Annotated in this window: 17 protein-coding genes; 8 read left to right on the forward strand and 9 right to left on the reverse strand. The window is 40.0% G+C overall.

Annotated elements, in window-relative coordinates; translation table 11 throughout:
- Window positions 1-57: 57 nt before the first annotated feature.
- On the forward strand, window positions 58-2,070 hold the full coding sequence (locus Q0058_RS03595) for a T9SS type A sorting domain-containing protein (RefSeq protein ID WP_298221365.1): 2,013 nt from the start codon (window positions 58-60) through the stop codon (window positions 2,068-2,070).
- Between the two features lie 63 nt (window positions 2,071-2,133).
- On the opposite strand, the gene rpmA is transcribed toward Q0058_RS03595, so the two are convergent.
- Entirely contained in the window at window positions 2,134-2,394 is a 261-nt protein-coding gene (gene rpmA / locus Q0058_RS03600) for a 50S ribosomal protein L27 (RefSeq protein ID WP_298221366.1), read from the reverse strand.
- Between the two features lie 23 nt (window positions 2,395-2,417).
- Window positions 2,418-2,792 (reverse strand): 50S ribosomal protein L21, encoded by a 375-nt coding sequence (gene rplU / locus Q0058_RS03605; RefSeq protein ID WP_298221367.1) that lies wholly within the window; start codon window positions 2,790-2,792, stop codon window positions 2,418-2,420.
- 176 nt (window positions 2,793-2,968) lie between these two features.
- Here rplU and Q0058_RS03610 point away from each other — a divergent pair, with 176 nt between their 5' ends.
- Together Q0058_RS03610 and Q0058_RS03615 are read left to right on the forward strand one after the other, a co-directional pair.
- A complete protein-coding gene (locus Q0058_RS03610) occupies window positions 2,969-4,291 on the forward strand; it encodes a pitrilysin family protein (protein WP_298221368.1) in 1,323 nt (440 codons plus the stop codon).
- A gap of 8 nt (window positions 4,292-4,299) precedes the next feature.
- Window positions 4,300-6,342 (forward strand): pitrilysin family protein, encoded by a 2,043-nt coding sequence (locus Q0058_RS03615; protein ID WP_298221369.1) that lies wholly within the window; start codon window positions 4,300-4,302, stop codon window positions 6,340-6,342.
- Between the two features lie 45 nt (window positions 6,343-6,387).
- Here Q0058_RS03615 and Q0058_RS03620 read toward each other — a convergent pair whose 3' ends face one another.
- Window positions 6,388-7,254, reverse strand: a complete 867-nt coding sequence (locus Q0058_RS03620; protein WP_298221370.1) for a DMT family transporter — start codon at window positions 7,252-7,254, stop codon at window positions 6,388-6,390.
- 115 nt (window positions 7,255-7,369) lie between these two features.
- On the opposite strand from Q0058_RS03620, the gene Q0058_RS03625 reads away from it, so the two are divergent.
- Window positions 7,370-7,741 carry a heavy metal-associated domain-containing protein gene (locus tag Q0058_RS03625; RefSeq protein ID WP_298221371.1) on the forward strand — a complete coding sequence of 124 codons (372 nt, stop codon included), beginning with the start codon at window positions 7,370-7,372 and terminating at the stop codon, window positions 7,739-7,741.
- Between the two features lie 49 nt (window positions 7,742-7,790).
- On the opposite strand, the gene gldD is transcribed toward Q0058_RS03625, so the two are convergent.
- From gldD to mutY, 4 genes are read right to left on the reverse strand one after another with little or no spacing between them, the layout of a single operon-like run.
- Entirely contained in the window at window positions 7,791-8,354 is a 564-nt protein-coding gene (gene gldD, locus Q0058_RS03630; RefSeq protein WP_298221372.1) for a gliding motility lipoprotein GldD, read from the reverse strand.
- 6 nt (window positions 8,355-8,360) lie between these two features.
- Entirely contained in the window at window positions 8,361-9,656 is a 1,296-nt protein-coding gene (locus Q0058_RS03635; protein WP_298221373.1) for a gliding motility-associated protein GldE, read from the reverse strand.
- A gap of 23 nt (window positions 9,657-9,679) precedes the next feature.
- Window positions 9,680-10,102 carry a single-stranded DNA-binding protein gene (ssb, locus tag Q0058_RS03640; protein ID WP_298221374.1) on the reverse strand — a complete coding sequence of 141 codons (423 nt, stop codon included), beginning with the start codon at window positions 10,100-10,102 and terminating at the stop codon, window positions 9,680-9,682.
- Between the two features lie 48 nt (window positions 10,103-10,150).
- Entirely contained in the window at window positions 10,151-11,191 is a 1,041-nt protein-coding gene (gene mutY / locus Q0058_RS03645; RefSeq protein WP_298221375.1) for an A/G-specific adenine glycosylase, read from the reverse strand.
- A gap of 132 nt (window positions 11,192-11,323) precedes the next feature.
- Here mutY and Q0058_RS03650 point away from each other — a divergent pair, with 132 nt between their 5' ends.
- Together Q0058_RS03650 and Q0058_RS03655 are read left to right on the forward strand one after the other, a co-directional pair.
- Window positions 11,324-11,614, forward strand: coding sequence for an HU family DNA-binding protein (locus Q0058_RS03650; RefSeq protein WP_166333787.1), 291 nt, complete (start codon window positions 11,324-11,326; stop codon window positions 11,612-11,614).
- Window positions 11,615-11,989: 375 nt separating this feature from the next.
- Window positions 11,990-13,534 carry an Rne/Rng family ribonuclease gene (locus Q0058_RS03655; protein WP_298221376.1) on the forward strand — a complete coding sequence of 515 codons (1,545 nt, stop codon included), beginning with the start codon at window positions 11,990-11,992 and terminating at the stop codon, window positions 13,532-13,534.
- Between the two features lie 380 nt (window positions 13,535-13,914).
- Here Q0058_RS03655 and Q0058_RS03660 read toward each other — a convergent pair whose 3' ends face one another.
- Window positions 13,915-14,358, reverse strand: coding sequence for a nucleoside deaminase (locus Q0058_RS03660; RefSeq protein ID WP_298221377.1), 444 nt, complete (start codon window positions 14,356-14,358; stop codon window positions 13,915-13,917).
- On the opposite strand from Q0058_RS03660, the gene Q0058_RS03665 reads away from it, so the two are divergent.
- Window positions 14,357-15,007 carry a hypothetical protein gene (locus Q0058_RS03665; RefSeq protein ID WP_298221378.1) on the forward strand — a complete coding sequence of 217 codons (651 nt, stop codon included), beginning with the start codon at window positions 14,357-14,359 and terminating at the stop codon, window positions 15,005-15,007. The two genes, Q0058_RS03660 and Q0058_RS03665, sit on opposite strands and share 2 nt — an antisense overlap.
- A 44-nt stretch (window positions 15,008-15,051) precedes the next feature.
- Window positions 15,052-16,818: a 1-deoxy-D-xylulose-5-phosphate synthase gene (locus Q0058_RS03670; RefSeq protein WP_298221379.1), complete on the forward strand. Its 1,767-nt coding sequence runs from the start codon at window positions 15,052-15,054 to the stop codon at window positions 16,816-16,818.
- A 55-nt stretch (window positions 16,819-16,873) separates the two neighbouring features.
- On the opposite strand, the gene Q0058_RS03675 is transcribed toward Q0058_RS03670, so the two are convergent.
- The gene (locus Q0058_RS03675) at window positions 16,874-19,585 is read right to left on the reverse strand and encodes a T9SS-dependent M36 family metallopeptidase (RefSeq protein ID WP_298221380.1); all 2,712 of its coding nucleotides are present in this window, start codon (window positions 19,583-19,585) and stop codon (window positions 16,874-16,876) included.
- Window positions 19,586-19,589: the final 4 nt, after the last annotated feature.

Here is a 19,589-nt window from a genome sequence, read left to right on the forward strand (position 1 = left end):
CTCAACAACAACACCTTGAAACCGTAAGGTTCATTTATTCCAAAAAAATATAAACGCATGAACAAAAAAATTACCATTTTCGGACTGCTACTGGTAGGAATGCATTCCTTTTCACAAATCATCAACACCGCTCCGTATATTTTGACGGTGAATGAATTAAAACAATGGACAACTTCAGGCGTTACAGCTTCTACGAACTTAATTTCGACTGTAAATCTTGCACCACGTTTTACAAATTCAGCAACACAATTCAATCCGGCATTGTCTGATGACATGAAAATTGCCTATTTACCCGATGGCATGAATAATTTCGGGAATTATTATGGTGAGCAAAGCCAGTTCAACCTATACAATTTCACCCATTGGGCTTATATTGACAAATTGGTTTGGTTCGGCGGTACGGCATCACAAACCATCCAATTGCCCTCTTCTCCTTGGGTGAATGCCGCCCATAAAAATGGTGTCAAAGTCTTTGGAAATGTATTCTTCGCGCCTACCGCTTTTGGTGGCTCGACGGCAACATTGACCAATTTTCTTGAACAAGACATCAATGGGAATTTTGTAGCCATTCCCAAAATGATCGCAATGATGCAATACTATAATTTTGACGGTTGGTTCATCAATCAGGAAACCGCTACCAACGCTGCTACCGCTGTACTCATGCATGATTTTGTACGCGATCTTACAGCACAGGCGGAAGCTTTAGGTAAAGAAATTATGTGGTACGATGCCATGAGGCTCAGTGGCGCCGTGGGTTGGCAAAACAGGCTCACCGCAAACAACAGTCCGTTTGTTCAGGACGATCAGGATAGCAACGGATCTTTTGAAACACGCGTAAGCAGCAATATCTTTATTAATTTTGGATGGGGCAGCAGTGCATTTCCCTTATCATCGAGAACCCGTGCGGATCTGATCGGCAGGTCTTCTTTTGATGTTTTTACCGGAGTTGATATTTGGCCCGGAAGAAACCAAGGTAATTTTGAAACCAATGGAAACACTTTTATGACCAATCTGCATGAAAATGCCACGACGCCTGTTACTTCGTTGGGGATTTTTGCGCCGAACTGTGTTTACAATAATTCAACTTACACCAATTTCAATAATGACCCAACGGATTTTACTTCATTCTACAATGCCGAGAATCATTTGTTCTCTGGTGATGACAATAATCCCGCGACTGTAGATGCGACAGGCTTTAAAGGTTTGGCAAATTGGCTTCCGGAAGTTTCCGTAATCAATTCAATCCCTTTTGAAACTGACTTTTGCACAGGTCATGGCACTAAAAAATTCAATCTTGGGACACAAACCAGCTCCGATAGTTGGCACGATATGAACAAACAGGCCATTTTACCGACTTGGCAATGGGCATTTTCAGAAAACAATGTGCTTGCGGCCAATTGGGATTTTACCGATGCGCTTTCGAATGGCAATTCTATAAAAATTGCAGGGAACTTAACGGCAAACCATGCCATCGATTTGATGTTGTATAAAACAAAACTCCAGATTACTGAAGGCGTATATACCTTCAATCTTTTTTATAAATGTACTGATGTGAATGACACCAAAATGAAATTATTGGTTGTTTTTAGTGACAACATCGCGCAAAAATATGAATTCCCGGTCATTGGCGGTTTTGGTCTTGGAAACAACTGGACCTATGGAGAAATAGCACTTCCTCTGGAATATTCCGGGCGCGAAATGGCGATGGTCGGACTGCGTTTCGATTCAGCAACGGCCGTTTCAGATTATGTCATGAATGTCGGAGGCATCAACATCGGAAATGTCGTTTTAGGGTTGGCCGATCAGATTAAAAACAATTCATTCGTAACCATCAGTTATCCTGTTCAGGGCAATGCTCTGATACTATTCAATCTCAATTGGCCTTACGCTAAGCAATTACAATATTCAGTGACAGATATGCAAGGAAAAATAGTAAAAGAAAATACGATTTCTTTAGATGCTTCTATCAACTTTCCTTTCCAAACCAACGGAATGGCAGCAGGAACTTATATCGTGAAATTCACCGATCAAAGTAACCACAGCGAAATCAGGAAACTGATCGTCAAATAAAACCCAACAAAAAACCCGATTCCAATGAATCGGGTTTTTTAATATCCAAAAAATCTTTATTCCCTATGCTTCAAAAGCAACGATAGAAACGTATGATTTGTTGTCTTTTTTCTTTTGGAACTGTACCACTCCATCAACCTTTGCATGTAAAGTGTGATCTTTACTGATGTAAACGTTTTCTCCTGGATTGTGTTTAGAACCTCTTTGTCTTACGATGATGTTCCCGGCAATAGCAGCCTGACCTCCATAAATCTTAACACCTAAACGTTTCGATTCTGATTCTCTACCATTCTTGGAACTACCGACACCTTTCTTGTGAGCCATGACGTATTAGTTTTTAATGTTAATTATGCTTCAGTTGTTTCATCTGCAGGTTCTGCTTTTTTAGCAGCTGCTTTCTTTTTAGTACCAGTCGCGCTGATGCCTTCGATTACAATTTGAGTAAGATACTGTCTGTGACCGTTTCTCTTTTTGAATCCTTTTCTTCTTTTCTTTTTGAAAACGATTACTTTGTCTCCTTTTAAGTGTTGTAACACTTTGGCTTCTACTGAAGCACCTTCTACAGCCGGGGCGCCTAAAGTGATTGTGCCATTGTCATCCAATAAAAGAACTTTATCAAAAGAAACTTTTGAACCTTCTTCATTAGCTAAACGATGAACATAAACCTTTAAGTCTTTGCTTACTTTAAATTGTTGCCCTGCTATCTCTACGATTGCGTACATAACAATGATGTTTATTTGTTTATAAAATGGATGCAAATATACAACTAAATCCCATTCTCGCAACTACTTGGGGAAAAAAATTATTTCATCCGAAAATATCCTCACTTTTAATTAAAAAAGTATTTTTGATGCAACGCGTTTGCCAAACCAACCGCTAAAGATTTAAATTTCTTTCTATGAAAAAAATCCTACTCGCTATCGGCGCTTTCACCTTTGTCTGCGTGGCATCGGCTCAGAAAGTCGTTTTTGAAGAATTCACCTTAGACAACGGACTTCACGTGATTTTGCATCAGGACAAATCTGCGCCGGTCATCATCACTTCGGTCATGTATCATGTCGGCACCAAAAATGAAAACCCGAACAGAACCGGTTTCGCCCATTTCTTTGAACACCTTTTGTTTGAAGGCACCAAAAACATCGGTCGCGGCCAATGGATGAAAATCGTTTCGGGAAACGGCGGCGTCAACAATGCGAATACTTCGGTTGATCGCACTTATTATTATGAGGTTTTCCCATCGAATAATCTGGAACTTGGCCTGTGGATGGAAGCCGAACGCATGCTGCATCCGGTCATCAACCAAATCGGGGTCGATACGCAAAAGGAAGTCGTCAAAGAAGAAAAACGACTCAAAGTCGATAACCAACCTTATGGAAACGTCTTCAAGGAAGTCAAAAGCCATTTGTTTTTCAAGCATCCGTACCGGTGGGATATTGACGGTTCGATGGATCATATCGACGCGGCCACACTCGAAGAATTTCAGGCGTTCCACAAAAAGTTCTATGTGCCGAACAACGCCGTGCTGGTCGTAGCCGGAAATTTCGAATCGGCTCAAGCCAAAGAATGGATCAAAAAATATTTCGGTATCATCAAAAAAGGCGAATCAGTGGAAAACATCAACATTACTGAAGAGCCTATTACGCAAACCCTAAAAGCGCGTTTTGAAGATCCGAACATTCAGATTCCGGGCATCGTAGCCGCGTATCGCACCCCTTCAATGAAAACACGCGACGCAAGAGTTTTAGAACTGATTTCAACTTTATTAAGCGAAGGGAAAAGTTCAAGATTGTACAAAAAAATCGTCGATGACAAAAAAATGGCGCTTCAGGTTGGCACATTATCCATGAATCAGGAAGATTATGGCGCTTATGTACTTTTCGGACTTCCTTTAGGGCAAAATACCACAGAAAGCATCCTCAAAGAAATGGATGAGGAAATCGTCAAACTTCAAACGGATTTGATTTCTGAACGCGATTTCCAGAAACTCCAGAACACAATTGAAAATGATTTTGTCAACAACAACGCGAACATAGAAGGCATTGCAGAAAATTTAGCAAGTTATTATCTATTGTATGGCGATGTCAACCTGATCAATACCGATATCGAAATGTACCGTTCAATCACACGCGAAGAAATCCGTTCGGTGGCCAAAAAATACCTAAACCCAAACCAACGATTGTTACTCGACTATGTTCCAGCCAAAGAACCATCCCAAAACTAATCGAACCCATGAAAAATAAATTTTTCCTTATCATAAGTTGCTTGCTGAGTTCGACTCTACAAGCCCAGAATGATATTCAACCTAAATCAGGTCCGGCACCAAGCATTAATATCGGCAAACCCCAATACTTTGAACTGACCAACGGTTTGAAAGTCATGGTCGTTGAAAACCATAAACTGCCCCGCGTCTCTTTCAATTTGTCCATCGACAACGCGCCATACGCTGAAGGCAATAGAAAAGGCGTGTCCACACTGACAAGTTTGCTTATCGGAAGCGGCAGCGAAACCATCTCAAAAGACGCCTTCAATGAAGAAGTTGATTTTCTTGGCGCTGAAATCAACTTCAGTAACAGCGGTGCTTATGCCAGCGGATTGTCAAAATATTCCAAACGGATTTTAGAACTCATGTCCGAAGGTGCCTTGCATACGGTATTTACACAAAGCGAATTCGACAAACAGAAAACCAAACTCATCGAAAGCCTCAAAGCGACCGAGAAAAGTGTTACAGGCGTTTCAAGACGTGTGGAAAATGTTCTGGCATATGGAAAAAACCATCCTTTTGGTGAATTCACGTCTGAGGCTACGCTCAACAACATTACTTTCGCCGATGTGATCCTGAATTACAATACGTATTTCGTTCCCGAAAATGCTTATCTGGTCGTAGTCGGCGACGTAACTTTTAATGACATCAAAATCCAAATCGAAACGCTGTTCAGTTCGTGGCTCAAAGCTTCCGCGCCTAATAACAGCTATTCCGACCCTAGAGACGTACAGTATACACAAATTGCTTTTGTAGATATGCCAAACGCCGTGCAATCTGAAATTTCTGTGATGAACTTAAACCATCTCAAAATGTCCGACAAGGATTATTTCGCGGTCATTGTAGCCAATCAGATTTTAGGCGGCGATTACAACAGTTATATGATGTCGAATTTGAGGGAAAAGCACGCCTGGACTTATGATGCCGGTTCGAATTTAGCGGCTAGCAAATACATCACACGGTTCATTGCCTATTCGGAAGTCCGCAATGCTGTAACTGATAGCGCCGTTGCTGAGACCTTGAAGGAAATCAAAAGAATCCGTCTTGAAAAAGTCTCTGATTCCGAACTGCAAAACGTCAAAGCAAGCTACATCGGACAATTTGTGATGCAGATTGAAAAACCCCAAACGATTGCCGGTTATGCACTCAGAATTAAAACCCAGGAATTGCCCGAAGATTTTTACGAGAATTACATCAAAAATATTTCAGCTGTTACCGCAGACGATGTTTTGCGCGTAGCCAATAAATATTTCCATCCCGAGCAGGCGCGTATTGTTGTTGTTGGCAAAGGCGAAGAAGTCTTGCCCGGACTCGAAAAACTCAAAATCCCGATATTCTATTTCGACAAATACGGTAATCCAACCGAGAAACCGAATTACAAAAGAGCGATTCCGACTGGCGTTACGGCAAAATCCGTTTTAGAAAATTACATCAAAGTCATCGGTGGCGATAAAGCTTTGAAAAATGTAAAATCACTCGTTACGATTTCTTCGGGAACCCTTCAGGGCGCACCTGTGGAACTGACTTCGAAAGCAACTTCATCACACAAACAATTGCGCGAAATCAAAGTCATGGGCATGTCAATGATCAAACAAGTGGTCAATGACAAAACGGCTTACATCATCCAGCAAGGCCAGAAAAAAGAAATCACGGGCGAGGAATTGAAAAAAATGAAATCGAGCGCGGTGCCTTTCGATGAATTGGAATTGTTGAACCAGCCGAATATCGTCCTTGAAAGCATAGAAACCTACAACGACGCCGACACTTATATTATCAAAGACGGCAATTCGAAATATTACTTCGATGTCAAATCCGGATTGAAAGTAGCTGAAACGAAATCAATGGTAACCGCAACAGAAACCATCTCGCAAACGACGACTTTCAGCGATTACCAAGACGTCAATGGCATTAAGATTCCTTACGTGATGAATGTCAATATCGGCATGGATATCTTGCTCACAATCACCGATGTCAAAATCAATGAAGGCATTTCCGATTCGGATTTCGAATAAGATATACAAACCAACACTAAAAGCTGTCAATCTTGGCGGCTTTTTTTATTTTTTGCTGGAAAGAAAAACGCCAAACAATATAATCGCCGCACCTATATATTGTACGAAAGTCAACAGTTCGCCATCAAGAACGCCCCAAAAGAAAGCGACAATCGGAATCAGATACGTAACCGTAGTGGCAAAAACCGGCGACGACATCTGAATCAGTTTGAAGAAAAGAATGTTGGCCACACCGGTTCCGACAATACCGAGAATCAAAATAAAACCGGCGGAATGTTGCACTTTTTCAAGATGCACAATATCAAAGAAACCTGAAAAGTAAAGAATGATGCTCGCGGGAATCGACATCACTAAAAAATTCCCGGTGGTGATACTCAGCGGACTTAAATCCGAAAGGTATTTCTTAATCAGATTTACATTGATTCCGTAACAAAGCGCGCCTAAAATCGCAAATGTCGCATAGCCGTAATTCTGGCTCGGATGGTGCATCGCGCCATTCAGAATCAGCAATGTCGTCCCTATAAAACCAATGATGACGCCTAAAACCTGCGCTCTTTTGTATTCGAGTTTGAAAATCAAAATTCCTAAAATCAATGCGTTTAAGGGTGTCAGCGAATTGAGTATCGAAGTAATCGAACTGTCGATATTGGTTTCCGCCAACGCAAAGCAATACGCCGGAATGAAAGTCCCGAACATGGCTGTGAGCGCGATAAATTTCCATTGCTGCAACGGAATTTTAGACAAACTTTTGAAGCCAATCAGCAATAAAAACAACGCAGCAAAAATAATCCGCAACGAACCCAACTGAAACGGATTCAATCCCACCAAACCTTTTTTAATCAGTATGAATGAGCTTCCCCAAATCAGGGCGAGTACCGCAAGTAAAATCCATTTGAGCTGTTTGGCCATCATAATCCTTTGTTAAGACTTCAAATTTGTAATAATTTTATGAATTGTCGCTGTTTTTTTTGGTTATTTTTGTCCCGAATAAGCAAGATCAAATTGTCCCATTTATAAAATCCCCGTTATGAATATTTCAAAATTACTTATAGCCGCTTCGCTTTCAGGCTTGGTATTTACCAGCTGCAAACAGACTGCAAGCGCGCCTGCTGAGAAAAATACCGCAGCTGCCGAAAAACATGCCATCAATCCTGAAAAAGTGGAAACCGCCTCTTTTACAATTACCGGAATGACCTGCGCTATTGGTTGTGCGAAAACCATTCAGGACGAATTATCGGAAACTGATGGCGTTCAGAAAGCTACGGTTGATTTTGACAAAAAACTCGCTACGGTTGCTTTTGACAGTTCGCTTCAAACTCCGGAATCAATCACAAAAATTGTAGAAGCCACCGCTGACGGAAAGACTTATAAAGTTTCCAATATGGTCGCATCTAAATAAGAAATCTGAAATTTTAAAATATATGAGGAACTCCAAAAGGGTTCCTTTTTTATTTCCAGCGCAAACTTTCCATGAGGCGTTGCATGTCGTTTTTGACGTAACTCGCCGCGGGCATCACCGAATCGAAATTGGGTTTGGCGTAAAAATAGACTGAGCAATCTATAAAATGTCTGATGCTGTCCGTGACGTAAAATTGCGCATTGGTTGCGGCATTCCCATCAACCTGATAAAACATTCCATATACTTTATTATCGGAATTGATGAACGGCTGTTCCAAAATATCATCGGCCTTGATTACGTGTTCGTAAGTGAGTTTCTGAGCATCGCGCAACAATACATTGATGTTATTGTTGACAGGTTTGTAGCTTAGGTAAATCGTCGCTTTCATCTTAGGATAATCTATCGTGAAGTTGCAGCTTGATTTCTCTTTGATGATCGCATCGGCATTCATATCGAAAGTAAACGGGCACGCATTTTCAAAATGGGCATACTCTGCAACTGGATATTCTAAGCGCAGCTGGCTTGTAGGTTTGGGAAGCACGTCTTTTTTACAGCTGAAGATTGAAAAAAGAATGGTGAACAGTAATATGGAAGGAATTAATTTTCGGAACATACCTTTTTATTCAATCGTGACTTTAATTTGTTTGATGCGTTTTTTGTCGACCGACTCAATAGTGAAACGGTATTTGTCGAAATATATTTTCTGCGCTTTCTTGGGGAAATTGCCGAGCACTTCCAATAAAAATCCTGCTAAGGTTTCGGCTTCGCCTTTTCTTTCCTCGAACAGGTTTTCATCGACGTCAATGATCCTGTAGAAATCCTTGAGGTTGATTTTGCCTTCGAACAGGAAATTCTTATCATCGATTTGCGAATAGCTGATATTTTCGTCATCAAATTCATCGCTGATATCGCCGACAATTTCTTCGATGACATCTTCGAGAGAAACCAATCCCGAAGTGCCGCCATATTCATCCACGACAATGGCCAAATGGCTTTTCATACTTTGGAAATCCTTGAGCAAATTGTCGAGTTTCTTGTTTTCAGGTACGAAAAACGGTTCGCGGATCAAGGCTTTCCAATCGAATTCTTTTTTGCTGATGTGCGGAATCAGATCCTTAACAAACAACACGCCTTCAACATGATCGATATTGTCACGATACACCGGAATCCTCGAATAGCCTTTCTCTGAAATCTTTGGGATAATCTCTGAAAACGATTCGTCGATTTCTAGCGCAAAAATATCAATTCGCGGGCTCATGACCTGTTTGGTATCGGTATTCCCGAACGAAACGATGCCTTCGAGAATCTTTTGTTCTTCCTGAGAAGTATCTTCCGAAGAAGTCAGTTCGAGCGCTTTCGAGAGTTGGTCGACCGAAAAATTGGTTTTCTGTTTGCCCAGTTTGTCATGCAAAAACACCGTAATAGCGCGCATCGGCAAACTAATCGGAGAAAGAATTTTATCTAAAAACGACAAAGGATACACGAAAAACTTCGCGAATTTGATGTTGTTGCGGCTGGCATATATTTTAGGAAGAACTTCACCGAACAACAAGATTAAAAAGGTGACCAGAATCACTTCGACGATGAATTTCAACAGCGGTGAAGCGATCGATTCGAACAAACTGTTGCAAACCACCGAAAACAAAATGACAATTCCAATATTGATGAAATTAATCGAAACCAATAAAGTAGCCAAGAGTTTTTTGGGTTTTGACAAAAGCGAAGTAATCATCTTGGCTTTCTCCGGATGCTTCTGAGCACAATCGTCGAGGTCTTTAGGCGTCAGGGAGAAGTAAGCGACTTCTGCACCAGACACCAAAGCAGAACAAAATAGCAATATAAAAATGCAGAGGAAACCAAAGAGTAAGTCAGCATCGATGGTTGAGAATAAATGAAAACTGGGCTCCGGGTCCAAATCAAGTTCAGTTAGTTAAACAATCAGAACGGCATATCGTTCTCCGGCAATGGATTTTGGTTCGTATCGTAATTCGGGGCTTTGTCGCCGCGGGTGGATTCTATTTCTTTTTTAACCGTCAAAAAGGTAAATTCCGTAACCTGAATTTCGGTTGTATATTTAGTCACACCGTCTTCGGTTTGCCATTGGCGCGATTTGATTCGGCCTTCTACATAAATTTTATCGCCTTTTGATAAGTATTTTTCGCAGATTTCAGCTGCTTTGTTGCGAACGACGAGATTGTGCCATTCGGTAGAAGTAATTTTTTCGTTGGTCGATTTGTTGATATAGGTTTCGTTGGTCGCCAAAGGGAATCTTCCGATGCAGTTGCCACCGTCAAAATAGTGCATTTTTACATCTTCACCTAAGTGACCAATCAACATAACTTTGTTTAAGGTTCCGCTCATTTTTTTCGGGATATTGTAATTTATCCAAATGTAGTAAAATTTTAAAAACTATTTCCAATCCTTTTCTATAAAATTATAAACCACGATCGGAAACGGAAAGGTCAATAAAGTCGCATAATCGATTGCTTTATTAAGCTTGCCCGACACGGTAACTTTCCGGAATTTGATGTATAAATGTTGGTGCGTGAGTTTGTGTATGCGGCTTTCAGAAGTGGTTTCTTCAATCGAAAGCACTTCGTTTTCTATAAATTGCCTTTGCTTCAAAAGTTCAACAAAATAATCAAAATCAATTTCGGTTTCGGTCTCAATTAAAGGAAATTCATACAGATTGTGCCAAATTCCTTTATCGGATCGTTTTTGTATTATGGTGTTTTGATCTTCATCGAGAAAAACAACATAATTGAAGAACCTGTTTTTAGCTTTTGCTTTTTTTGATTTGACGGGCAATTGATCGACTTTGTTTTTCTGCAACGCAAGACAACCATTATTTAAAGGACAAACTTCACAATTCGGATTTTTCGGCACGCATTGCAAAGCACCGAATTCCATAATCGCCTGATTGAACAAAGCCGGATTGTCCTTAGACATTAATTCGTAAGCCAAAGCCGTGAATTCTTTTTTGGCGCCACCAGATAATATATCAGTTTCAATATCGAAATATCTTGAAAGTACGCGAAACACATTGCCATCGACCACCGGAACATTTTCATCGAAAGAAAAAGAAGCGATTGCGGCAGCGGTATATTCACCGATACCTTTTAATTTGATTAACTCTTTATATGTATCCGGAAATTTTCCACCGAGTTCCGTAGCGACAAATTGAGCCGTTTTGTGCAAATTTCTCGCACGGGAATAATAGCCCAGGCCTTGCCACAACTTCAAAACCTGTTCTTCGGAGGCATTTGCGAGATCAAAAACCGTCGGAAAAGCATCGGTGAATGCAAAAAAATAAGGCATTCCCTGAGCCACGCGCGTCTGTTGCAGCATAATTTCAGACAGCCAAATGAAATAAGGATTTCGGGTGTTACGCCATGGTAAATCGCGCTTATTTTTTAGATACCAACGGGTTAATGAGTTAGCGAAATCCATGATTAATTTTTGGTGAACAAAAGTAAAAGATTATGTAATTAAATTTTAATCAATTAGGTTGAATAATTGTTTTTTTAATTCCTATATTTGCACCCTCAAATAAATCAAAAAAATTATTAAACAAGAAAGAAAATGACGAAAGCAGATATCGTAGCGAAAATTTCAGAAAAGTTAGGACTTGAAAAAGGAGACGTTCAAGCCACTGTAGAATCTTTTATGGAAGAAGTGAAAACTTCATTAGAAACAGGAGATAATGTTTATTTAAGAGGTTTTGGTAGTTTCATCATCAAAACAAGAGCAGAAAAAACAGGAAGAAATATCTCTAAGAACACGACGATTAAAATTCCTGCACACAATATTCCAGCATTCAAACCTGCAAAAGTATTTGTTGAAGGAGTAAAAACGAATAACGAAGCAAAATAAAAATATTTATTAATCACAAAATCACCAACTATGCCAAGTGGTAAAAAAAGAAAAAGACATAAGGTAGCGACGCACAAAAGAAAAAAACGTGCGAGAGCAAACCGTCACAAGAAGAAAAAGTAGTCTCACCACTACTTTTTTCTTTTTAAACGTTCATTGAAATGGAAGATTAGACTGTAAGATTACAAGACCATAAGACTATAAGATATTGGAAGTTTCCAGTCTCATAATCTTAAAATCCTAAAGTCTCACAATCCAATTTTCACCGGGTTCAATACCTGTTTAAAATATTGTTTAATCCATCCTTACTTCAAGTTATGAGCTAACAGCCAAAAGCTGACAGCCAAAAGCTTTCGTACGGATAAAAACTTACAGATGAATAAAGAATTAATCATTCGATCTAGTTCTGAAGCTGTAGATTTTGCCTTATTAAAAGATGGAAAACTAATTGAATTGCACAAGGAACAAGAAGCAAGCAACTTTCAGGTCGGCGATATTTTTATTGCCAAAATCAGAAAGCCGGTTGCCGGACTTAATGCTGCTTTTGTAAATGTAGGCTTCGAAAAAGATGCCTTCTTACATTATCATGACTTAGGACCGAACCTTGCTTCCCAACTGAAATTCATAAAACTTGTAAGCGCAGGTAAAATAAAAGATTTCTCCCTAAAGAACTTTCAGTTTGAAAAAGAGATTGATAAAGACGGTACCATAGCCGAAGTGCTTAATTCCAATCAATCCGTTTTAGTACAAGTCGTCAAAGAGCCGATATCGACCAAAGGCCCAAGAATCAGCTCCGAGCTGTCGCTTGCCGGAAGATTTATCGTGTTGGTTCCGTTCTCGGACCGCGTTTCTGTTTCTCAGAAAATAGAAGAAAAAAGCGAAAAAGACCGACTCAAGAAACTTGTACAAACTATCAGACCTAAAGGTTTTGGCGTTATTGTTCGCACAGTAGCCGAAGGCAAAAAAACAGCCGAAATAGAAAAAGACTTGCAGAACCTGCTCAGCAGATGGACTGCAATGTGTAAAAAATTACCAACCGCCCATCATCCTTCCAAAGTATTGGGAGAACTCAACAGAGCTTCTTCAATATTAAGAGATGTTTTCAACGATACCTTCAGCGGTATCTATATTGATGATGAGGAGTTGTACCAGGAAACCAAGGATTACGTGCAGGAAATTGCACCATCCAAACAATCAATCGTAAAGTTTTATCAATCTAAAGACACACCCATTTTCGAGAAACACAACATAGAGAGACAAATCAAGACTTCCTTCGGGAAAACAGTATCAATGAGTAAAGGTGCGTACCTGATTATAGAACACACTGAAGCCCTACACGTCATCGACGTCAACAGCGGCAACCGTTCTAACAAGGCCACCAACCAGGAAGATACCGCTATGGAAGTCAACATGATCGCCGCCGCGGAAATCGCCAGACAATTGCGTCTGCGTGATATGGGCGGAATTATCGTAGTCGATTTTATCGATATGCAGAATCCCGACAACCGCAAAGTGTTGTTCGACTTCCTAAGGGAAGAAATGAGCGATGATAAAGCCAAGCATAAGATCTTACCGCCGAGTAAATTTGGGCTAGTCCAGATTACCAGACAAAGAGTAAGACCTGAAGTCAACATCAAAACCAGGGAAGAAGATCCGAACAATGAAAATGGTGAAATCGAAGCACCGATCCAAATCATTGACAAGATCAATTTCGACCTTGAAAGAATACTAAAAAACCACAAAGGCATCGTGCTCAACGTACATCCGTTTGTGGCTGCTTACCTCAGTCAGGGTTTTCCATCTTTGCGTTTCAAATGGTTTTTGGAACACAAACAATGGGTGAAAATCATACCGCGTGACGCTTACACGTTCTTAGAATATCATTTCTACGACAAAACCGGAAAAGATATTTTAGATTAAAAAACAAACCGCCAATCATCATGAAAGGCGGTTTTTTTATACCTCACAGCCACTGGCTGTGCTCCTCTTAATCTCAAATGTTTCAAATGGTTTTTGGAACACAAACAATGGGTGAAAATCATACCGCGTGACGCTTACACGTTCTTAGAATATCATTTCTACGATAAAACCGGAAAAGATATTTTAGATTAAAAACAAAACCGCCAATCGTAAGAAAGGCGGTTTTTTTATGCCTTTTTTTTAGAAGCTAATCCTGCTGTCCACTATATCTTTTGTTCTGAACCCCAGAACAAAAGGATGCCGTTTCCATCAGGGCTAGGGCTTTTCGTTCCCTATCAAATCTGCGGAAATCCGTGCCATCCGCCTTATCAGCGTTCCAATCACTTTCTTCTTTCAGCAAAAAACTTCAACATCAAATCCGCCGCTTCTTCACCTAAGACGCCAGAAACAACGGCAGTTTTCGGATGCAGTTTCGTTCCCATCGCTACAAATCCACGCTTTTCATCAGTCGCTCCGTAAACGATTTTAGAAATCTGACTCCAATATAACGCACCTGCACACATCTGACAAGGCTCAACAGTCACATATAAAGTACAATCCTTCAGATACTTGCCACCCAAAAAATTAGCCGCCGCCGTAATCGACTGCATTTCAGCATGCGCTGTCACATCATGAAGCATTTCGGTCAGATTATGCGAGCGCGCAATCACTTTATTATCAATTACGATAACCGCACCCACAGGAATTTCGTCTTTTTCAAAAGCAACTTCGGCTTCCTGCAAAGCTTTTTTCATGAAATATTCGTCGGTAAAGATATTTTCCATGCGTCAAAAATACGGTTTTAGTCCTCATTTGCGTTATCTTGAAAACAAACAAATCATGGAAGCACCACTCAAAATCAGGATTCCAAAACCTTGTCATGAAGATTGGAACGCGATGACGCCGAACCAACAAGGCCGATTCTGCGACAGTTGCGCCAAAAGCGTAGTCGATTTCACCCAAATGAAAGCACCAGAAATTCAACAGTATTTCATTCAGAACCAAGGCAAAAAAGTTTGCGGAAGATTCAAAAACGACCAGCTTGAAACCATCAGAATCAGCATTCCCATGCGCGTATTGTATTCGCAGACCCAATTTCACAAAATGTTTTTACTGGCATTGTTCGTCTCCATGGGCACCACGCTTTTGAGTTGCTCTAATGCCAATGGCAACAAACAAAGCATCGAAATGGTAGAAATCGTCGAAGAAGATCCAAGCGATAATGTAATCATGGGAGCGCCCCTTCGACCGCAAAATGATTCGGTAGTTTCAAAAAAATCAAGAGCTGTGCAAACGCAGAAAGTACCTTCAATACCTAGGGTAACTACAGGAGATGTTGTACTTTCACCATCGAGTCAGCAACCGCCACCTCCTCAGTGTAAAGAAGAAGCGATTAAAGGCAAAGTAAAAATACATATTGATACAATTCCATAAGAAACTAATCCGATTGTTGTAAATTAGCGCATCAATATTTTCGTATGTCGCATTTGCTTTCCCACATTCATAATCCAACCGATTTACGGCTGTTAAAAGAAGATCAGCTTCCACAACTTGCCCAAGAACTCCGCGATTTCATCATCGATATTGTTTCGGTAAAAGAAGGACATTTGGGTGCGAGTTTAGGCGTGGTTGAACTTACGATTGCCTTACATTACATATTCAACACACCCGAAGATTTACTCGTTTGGGATGTCGGTCATCAAGCATACGGTCATAAAATCCTAACGGGAAGGCGAGAAAAATTCGATACGAACCGACAACTCGGCGGCATCTCGGGTTTTCCGAAAAGAAGCGAAAGTGTTTACGATACTTTTGGCGTCGGGCATTCTTCTACGGCAATATCGGCTGCGCTTGGAATGGCTCTAGCGTCGCATTTAAAAGGCGATTTTGAAAAACAGCACATTGCGGTGGTTGGCGATGCATCGATCGCTTCAGGAATGGCTTTTGAAGGTTTGAACCACGCTGGTGTTACGGATGCAAACTTACTAGTAATCCTCAACGATAACGCCATCGGAATCGATCCAAGCGTCGGTGCTTTGAAAAACTATTTCACCGCCGTCAAAGAAGGGAAAAATCCGAAACAGAACAATATGATCAAGTCGTTGAAATTTGATTATTCTGGCCCCATTGATGGTCATGATATTTTTGCGGTCATCAAAGAACTCCGACGGTTGCAAAAAATAAAAGGCCCGAAATTCCTTCATTTGCTGACCACCAAAGGCAAAGGATTGCAGCAAGCCGAGGAAAACCAAGTGAAATATCATGCTCCGGGGAAATTTGATAAAACGACGGGCGAAATCCATTACAAATCTGAGGAACACTTACCGCCAAAATACCAAGACGTATTCGGACTTACGATCGTAGAATTGGCAAAACAAAACGAAAAAATTATCGGAATCACACCGGCCATGCCTACGGGAAGTTCGTTAAAATATATGATGGAAGCTTTCCCGACACGTGCGCTCGATGTCGGAATTGCAGAACAGCATGCCGTGACTTTATCTGCCGGAATGGCAACGCAGGGTATGTTTGTTTTCTGCAACATCTACTCTACTTTTCTTCAGAGAGCTTATGACCAAGTGATTCATGACGTGGCTTTACAGGATTTACCGGTGATTTTTTGTCTTGATCGTGCGGGTTTGGTTGGTGAAGATGGTGCCACACATCATGGTGTTTTCGACATTGCTTATTTGCGTTGCATTCCGAATATGATGGTTTATGCGCCTTTGAATGAAATGGCCTTGCGAAACATTTTATATACGGCCCAATTGGGTTTGAATCATCCGATTGCGATTCGATATCCGCGTGGTCGTGGCGTGAATGTAGATTGGCAGAAGCCTTTTGAAAAAATTGAAATCGGTACCGGTCATTGTCTAAAACAAGGAACGAAAATCGCAGTAATTACCAATGGCGCTATTGGCAATAATGTCATCGAAGCATTATCAAAATTAGAGCATCCGGAAACCATTGCCCACTACGATTTTGCTTTTGTAAAACCTTTGGATGAAAAATTATTGCATACCATTTTTAACACCTTTGAGTCCATTATTACTCTTGAGGACGGCGTTATAAAAGGCGGATTTGGAAGTGCTATTGTAGAATTTGGCAAAGAAAACGGCTACACGACTTCAATCAAAACATTGGGAATTCCTGATCAGTTTATTGAGCATGGTTCGATTGCAGAGTTACAAAAACTTTGCGGTATTGATGCGGAAAGCCTAATCTCAGTTTTCGAAAAAGCATAAAAAAATCCAAACCTTTCGATTTGGATTTTTTAAAATTTATACTTCTAATATCAATTTAGTTCTTAATCAATTTCTCTGAGTAATTCAACTGGTTTCCTGTTACTTTCAAAACATAAATTCCGGTTTCTAAACTACTGATATTAATGGCTTTCTCGATATTGAATTTATCATCCGTTTGGTTGATAATCGTTCTACCATTAATATCAATCACTTGAATATTGACTTTGCCAACATATTGATTAACACGAATGTTTAACATCCCATTGGTAGGGTTTGGAAATATTCTGACACTTTGCTCATAATTAAATTGCGCTGTTGCCAATGGGAAGGCTGTAAAATCTTCCACTTGATCATTAGAATTGTTAACATCTCCAGATGATGCATTCAATCCGACACCTCTTCTTCTGAAAACCTCAGCAATCATGTTATAATTAGCGCCTCCAGTTGATGCTTGATCCGCGGCAAAAATCTTGTCTCTAGCATTAATAAAAGAATCCGTATTACAAGCCTCTAATTTTAAGGCATCAAGTGCCAATCGCATCACTTTATTGTTTCCTCCTGTACCATTATAAATATCTGGGTCAAAACCATAACGGTCTATATAAGCCCATGTTAAATCCCACATTATTGTAGCCCAAGTCTCTCCAATTGTATATCTGTAACCTGTATTGGTATTGTCAGGATTATTTGAACTAGCCAGTGTTCTTGGATTCAACGTCATATCTGTGGTGTATGGAAATTGTCTCAAACCTGGCCCAGTGTTAGGCTCATTTTCTGGATAAGTTCCTATAAATCTTGAATCGGTACCTTGATCACCCGTTTTTATTTGCATCATCAAACTGAACCAATCAGACCAACCTTCTCCCATTTGTTCGAAATTAGTCATACAACTAGTATTTGTTGGGCCTCCAATTAATCTTTGAGATATACCGTGACCAAATTCGTGTGAGATTACACCATTATCATAACTACCGTCAGCATTCAAATAAGAATTTCCAGGATCTTGTATGGTTACGTTTACCGGACCATTGGCCATTTCTGCAATAAGTATTTCTCCAGCATCTTTGGTAATAGAAATTGCAGGAATTGTTATCCCAACCAATCCTGTAGAGGTCATTCCGATAGTACCAATATATGTTGGACTTTGTGGAATACTATCCATAATAATAACTGCAATAGCGCCTGCATCCTGAGCATTTTTTACTTTATCCTTAAAAAAACAACCGCCTCTTCTTATTAACGTTATCTTACCACTAATATCGAAAGGATTGGTTGCTGTAGCGCAACCACTATTAGGATTTTGTCCCACATTAACAGGATCGTTTGTATACAATGCTAAGTCAGATGTAATTGCTGCTGGCGCTACTGGAACTGTTGCGTGATCTGTACCTTCAAAAGAATTGTCTTTTGCTGGTCTAGGGCCTGCAATTCCGGCAGGTGAATTAACATTTAAATAATTAATCAAAGGTGCTCCTTCATCCCACATATACATTTGCATTCTTGGTCTTTGTCCGTCATTTGGTGCAGAGAAATTAGCGTTATTTCTATTTTGCAGATTCGTTGCGCTAAATGGAGGTAACGTTTTAGCATTCGCTATTCCGTCTTGCGCATCGGCAAGTACATAATCTCCAGTAGCTGTTGCAGCGCCTCCTCTTCCTAAATTATTTTGTTGAAAATTACCACTAGCCTCATCAAAACCATACTGATACCAAACATCATGCATGATATTATTCATATAGAAAAGATTAGTAGTAGATGATGGCAAGTAAGAAGCTGGCAATGCAGACTCATTACCCGGTGCAAAATCAAAATTTAATGTCGCACCACCTTCAGCTCTTACTCCATTACCATTATTCCCATCAATATCATCTTGAGCCAAAACATTATTTCCTCTAGAATATGTAAATTTTAAAGAAGCTGCCGTACCGCCTATTCCATTAGAATCGTGCCATCCATTCGGAGAAGCTAAAGTATTGCCCGCTGTCGTAATCAATTGAAATGGACTGTGGTTTGGGCTCACATAATTGTATGGAATCACTCTGTAAGAACCTGCAAGTACTTCCAAAGGTGCCGTAAAAGTATCTTTAAATAAAATCTTATTAAAATCAAAACCTTTATTCAGGTCTTTCTTTTCGTTGTGAGGCTTTTCGAAAGAACACGAAATTGTTAGATCATTTTTATCTAAAATATTTCCATTTAACGCATCAATCCTTACGTCCCACAAATGTTGCCCGTCAGGAGAATAAAACTGATAGTACCAAGCTAACTTCAAATTCTTATCATTCATTACTTGATATACTAACTTAGCTGTAATTAGATCTTCATTTACATTATCAGTCAACATAAAAGATTTGCTGCTTTTAGTTTGAGCAATACTGTAATTAGGAACCGGAGTAATCCCTAATTTTGAACAAGCGGCTCTAATACCTTGAATTACCGATAAAGTCGGGGTATTACTATTTACTTTTGACGCAATGTTCTTTTGGAAATTATTTTCAACTTTTAAAACAGTATTGTTTTTTACCCAAGCATTTGACTGGGCGTTAAAAACTTCAATTCCATCATGCCTTTGCGTAATGAAGGTACTAGTTATACCTGTCGCGCTTCCTTTGACTTCACTGTCAATAACCCAGTCGGAAATATCCTGAGTCGTCAATCCGAATTGGGAGCGATTGGTTTCTAAATAGGTTTGAATCGCGCTCTTATTCGACTGCGAAAAGCCTATAAAAGAGCACAATAATGCGGTTAATAGTGTAATTTTTTTCATAGTT

The organism is Flavobacterium sp. (assembly GCF_027484705.1).
GTDB lineage: Bacteria > Bacteroidota > Bacteroidia > Flavobacteriales > Flavobacteriaceae > Flavobacterium.

Coding starts and splice junctions, on each gene's coding strand:
- Q0058_RS03625 (WP_298221371.1), top strand. CDS start 7,370: ATGAATATTTCAAAATTACTTATAGCCGCTTCGCTTTCAGGCTTGGTA.
- mutY (WP_298221375.1), bottom strand. CDS start 11,191: ATGGATTTCGCTAACTCATTAACCCGTTGGTATCTAAAAAATAAGCGC.
- rpmA (WP_298221366.1), bottom strand. CDS start 2,394: ATGGCTCACAAGAAAGGTGTCGGTAGTTCCAAGAATGGTAGAGAATCA.
- Q0058_RS03620 (WP_298221370.1), bottom strand. CDS start 7,254: ATGATGGCCAAACAGCTCAAATGGATTTTACTTGCGGTACTCGCCCTG.
- Q0058_RS03660 (WP_298221377.1), bottom strand. CDS start 14,358: ATGGAAAATATCTTTACCGACGAATATTTCATGAAAAAAGCTTTGCAG.
- ssb (WP_298221374.1), bottom strand. CDS start 10,102: ATGAGCGGAACCTTAAACAAAGTTATGTTGATTGGTCACTTAGGTGAA.
- Q0058_RS03675 (WP_298221380.1), bottom strand. CDS start 19,585: ATGAAAAAAATTACACTATTAACCGCATTATTGTGCTCTTTTATAGGC.
- Q0058_RS03650 (WP_166333787.1), top strand. CDS start 11,324: ATGACGAAAGCAGATATCGTAGCGAAAATTTCAGAAAAGTTAGGACTT.
- Q0058_RS03655 (WP_298221376.1), top strand. CDS start 11,990: ATGAATAAAGAATTAATCATTCGATCTAGTTCTGAAGCTGTAGATTTT.
- Q0058_RS03615 (WP_298221369.1), top strand. CDS start 4,300: ATGAAAAATAAATTTTTCCTTATCATAAGTTGCTTGCTGAGTTCGACT.
- gldD (WP_298221372.1), bottom strand. CDS start 8,354: ATGTTCCGAAAATTAATTCCTTCCATATTACTGTTCACCATTCTTTTT.
- Q0058_RS03595 (WP_298221365.1), top strand. CDS start 58: ATGAACAAAAAAATTACCATTTTCGGACTGCTACTGGTAGGAATGCAT.
- rplU (WP_298221367.1), bottom strand. CDS start 2,792: ATGTACGCAATCGTAGAGATAGCAGGGCAACAATTTAAAGTAAGCAAA.
- Q0058_RS03670 (WP_298221379.1), top strand. CDS start 15,052: ATGTCGCATTTGCTTTCCCACATTCATAATCCAACCGATTTACGGCTG.
- Q0058_RS03610 (WP_298221368.1), top strand. CDS start 2,969: ATGAAAAAAATCCTACTCGCTATCGGCGCTTTCACCTTTGTCTGCGTG.
- Q0058_RS03665 (WP_298221378.1), top strand. CDS start 14,357: ATGCGTCAAAAATACGGTTTTAGTCCTCATTTGCGTTATCTTGAAAAC.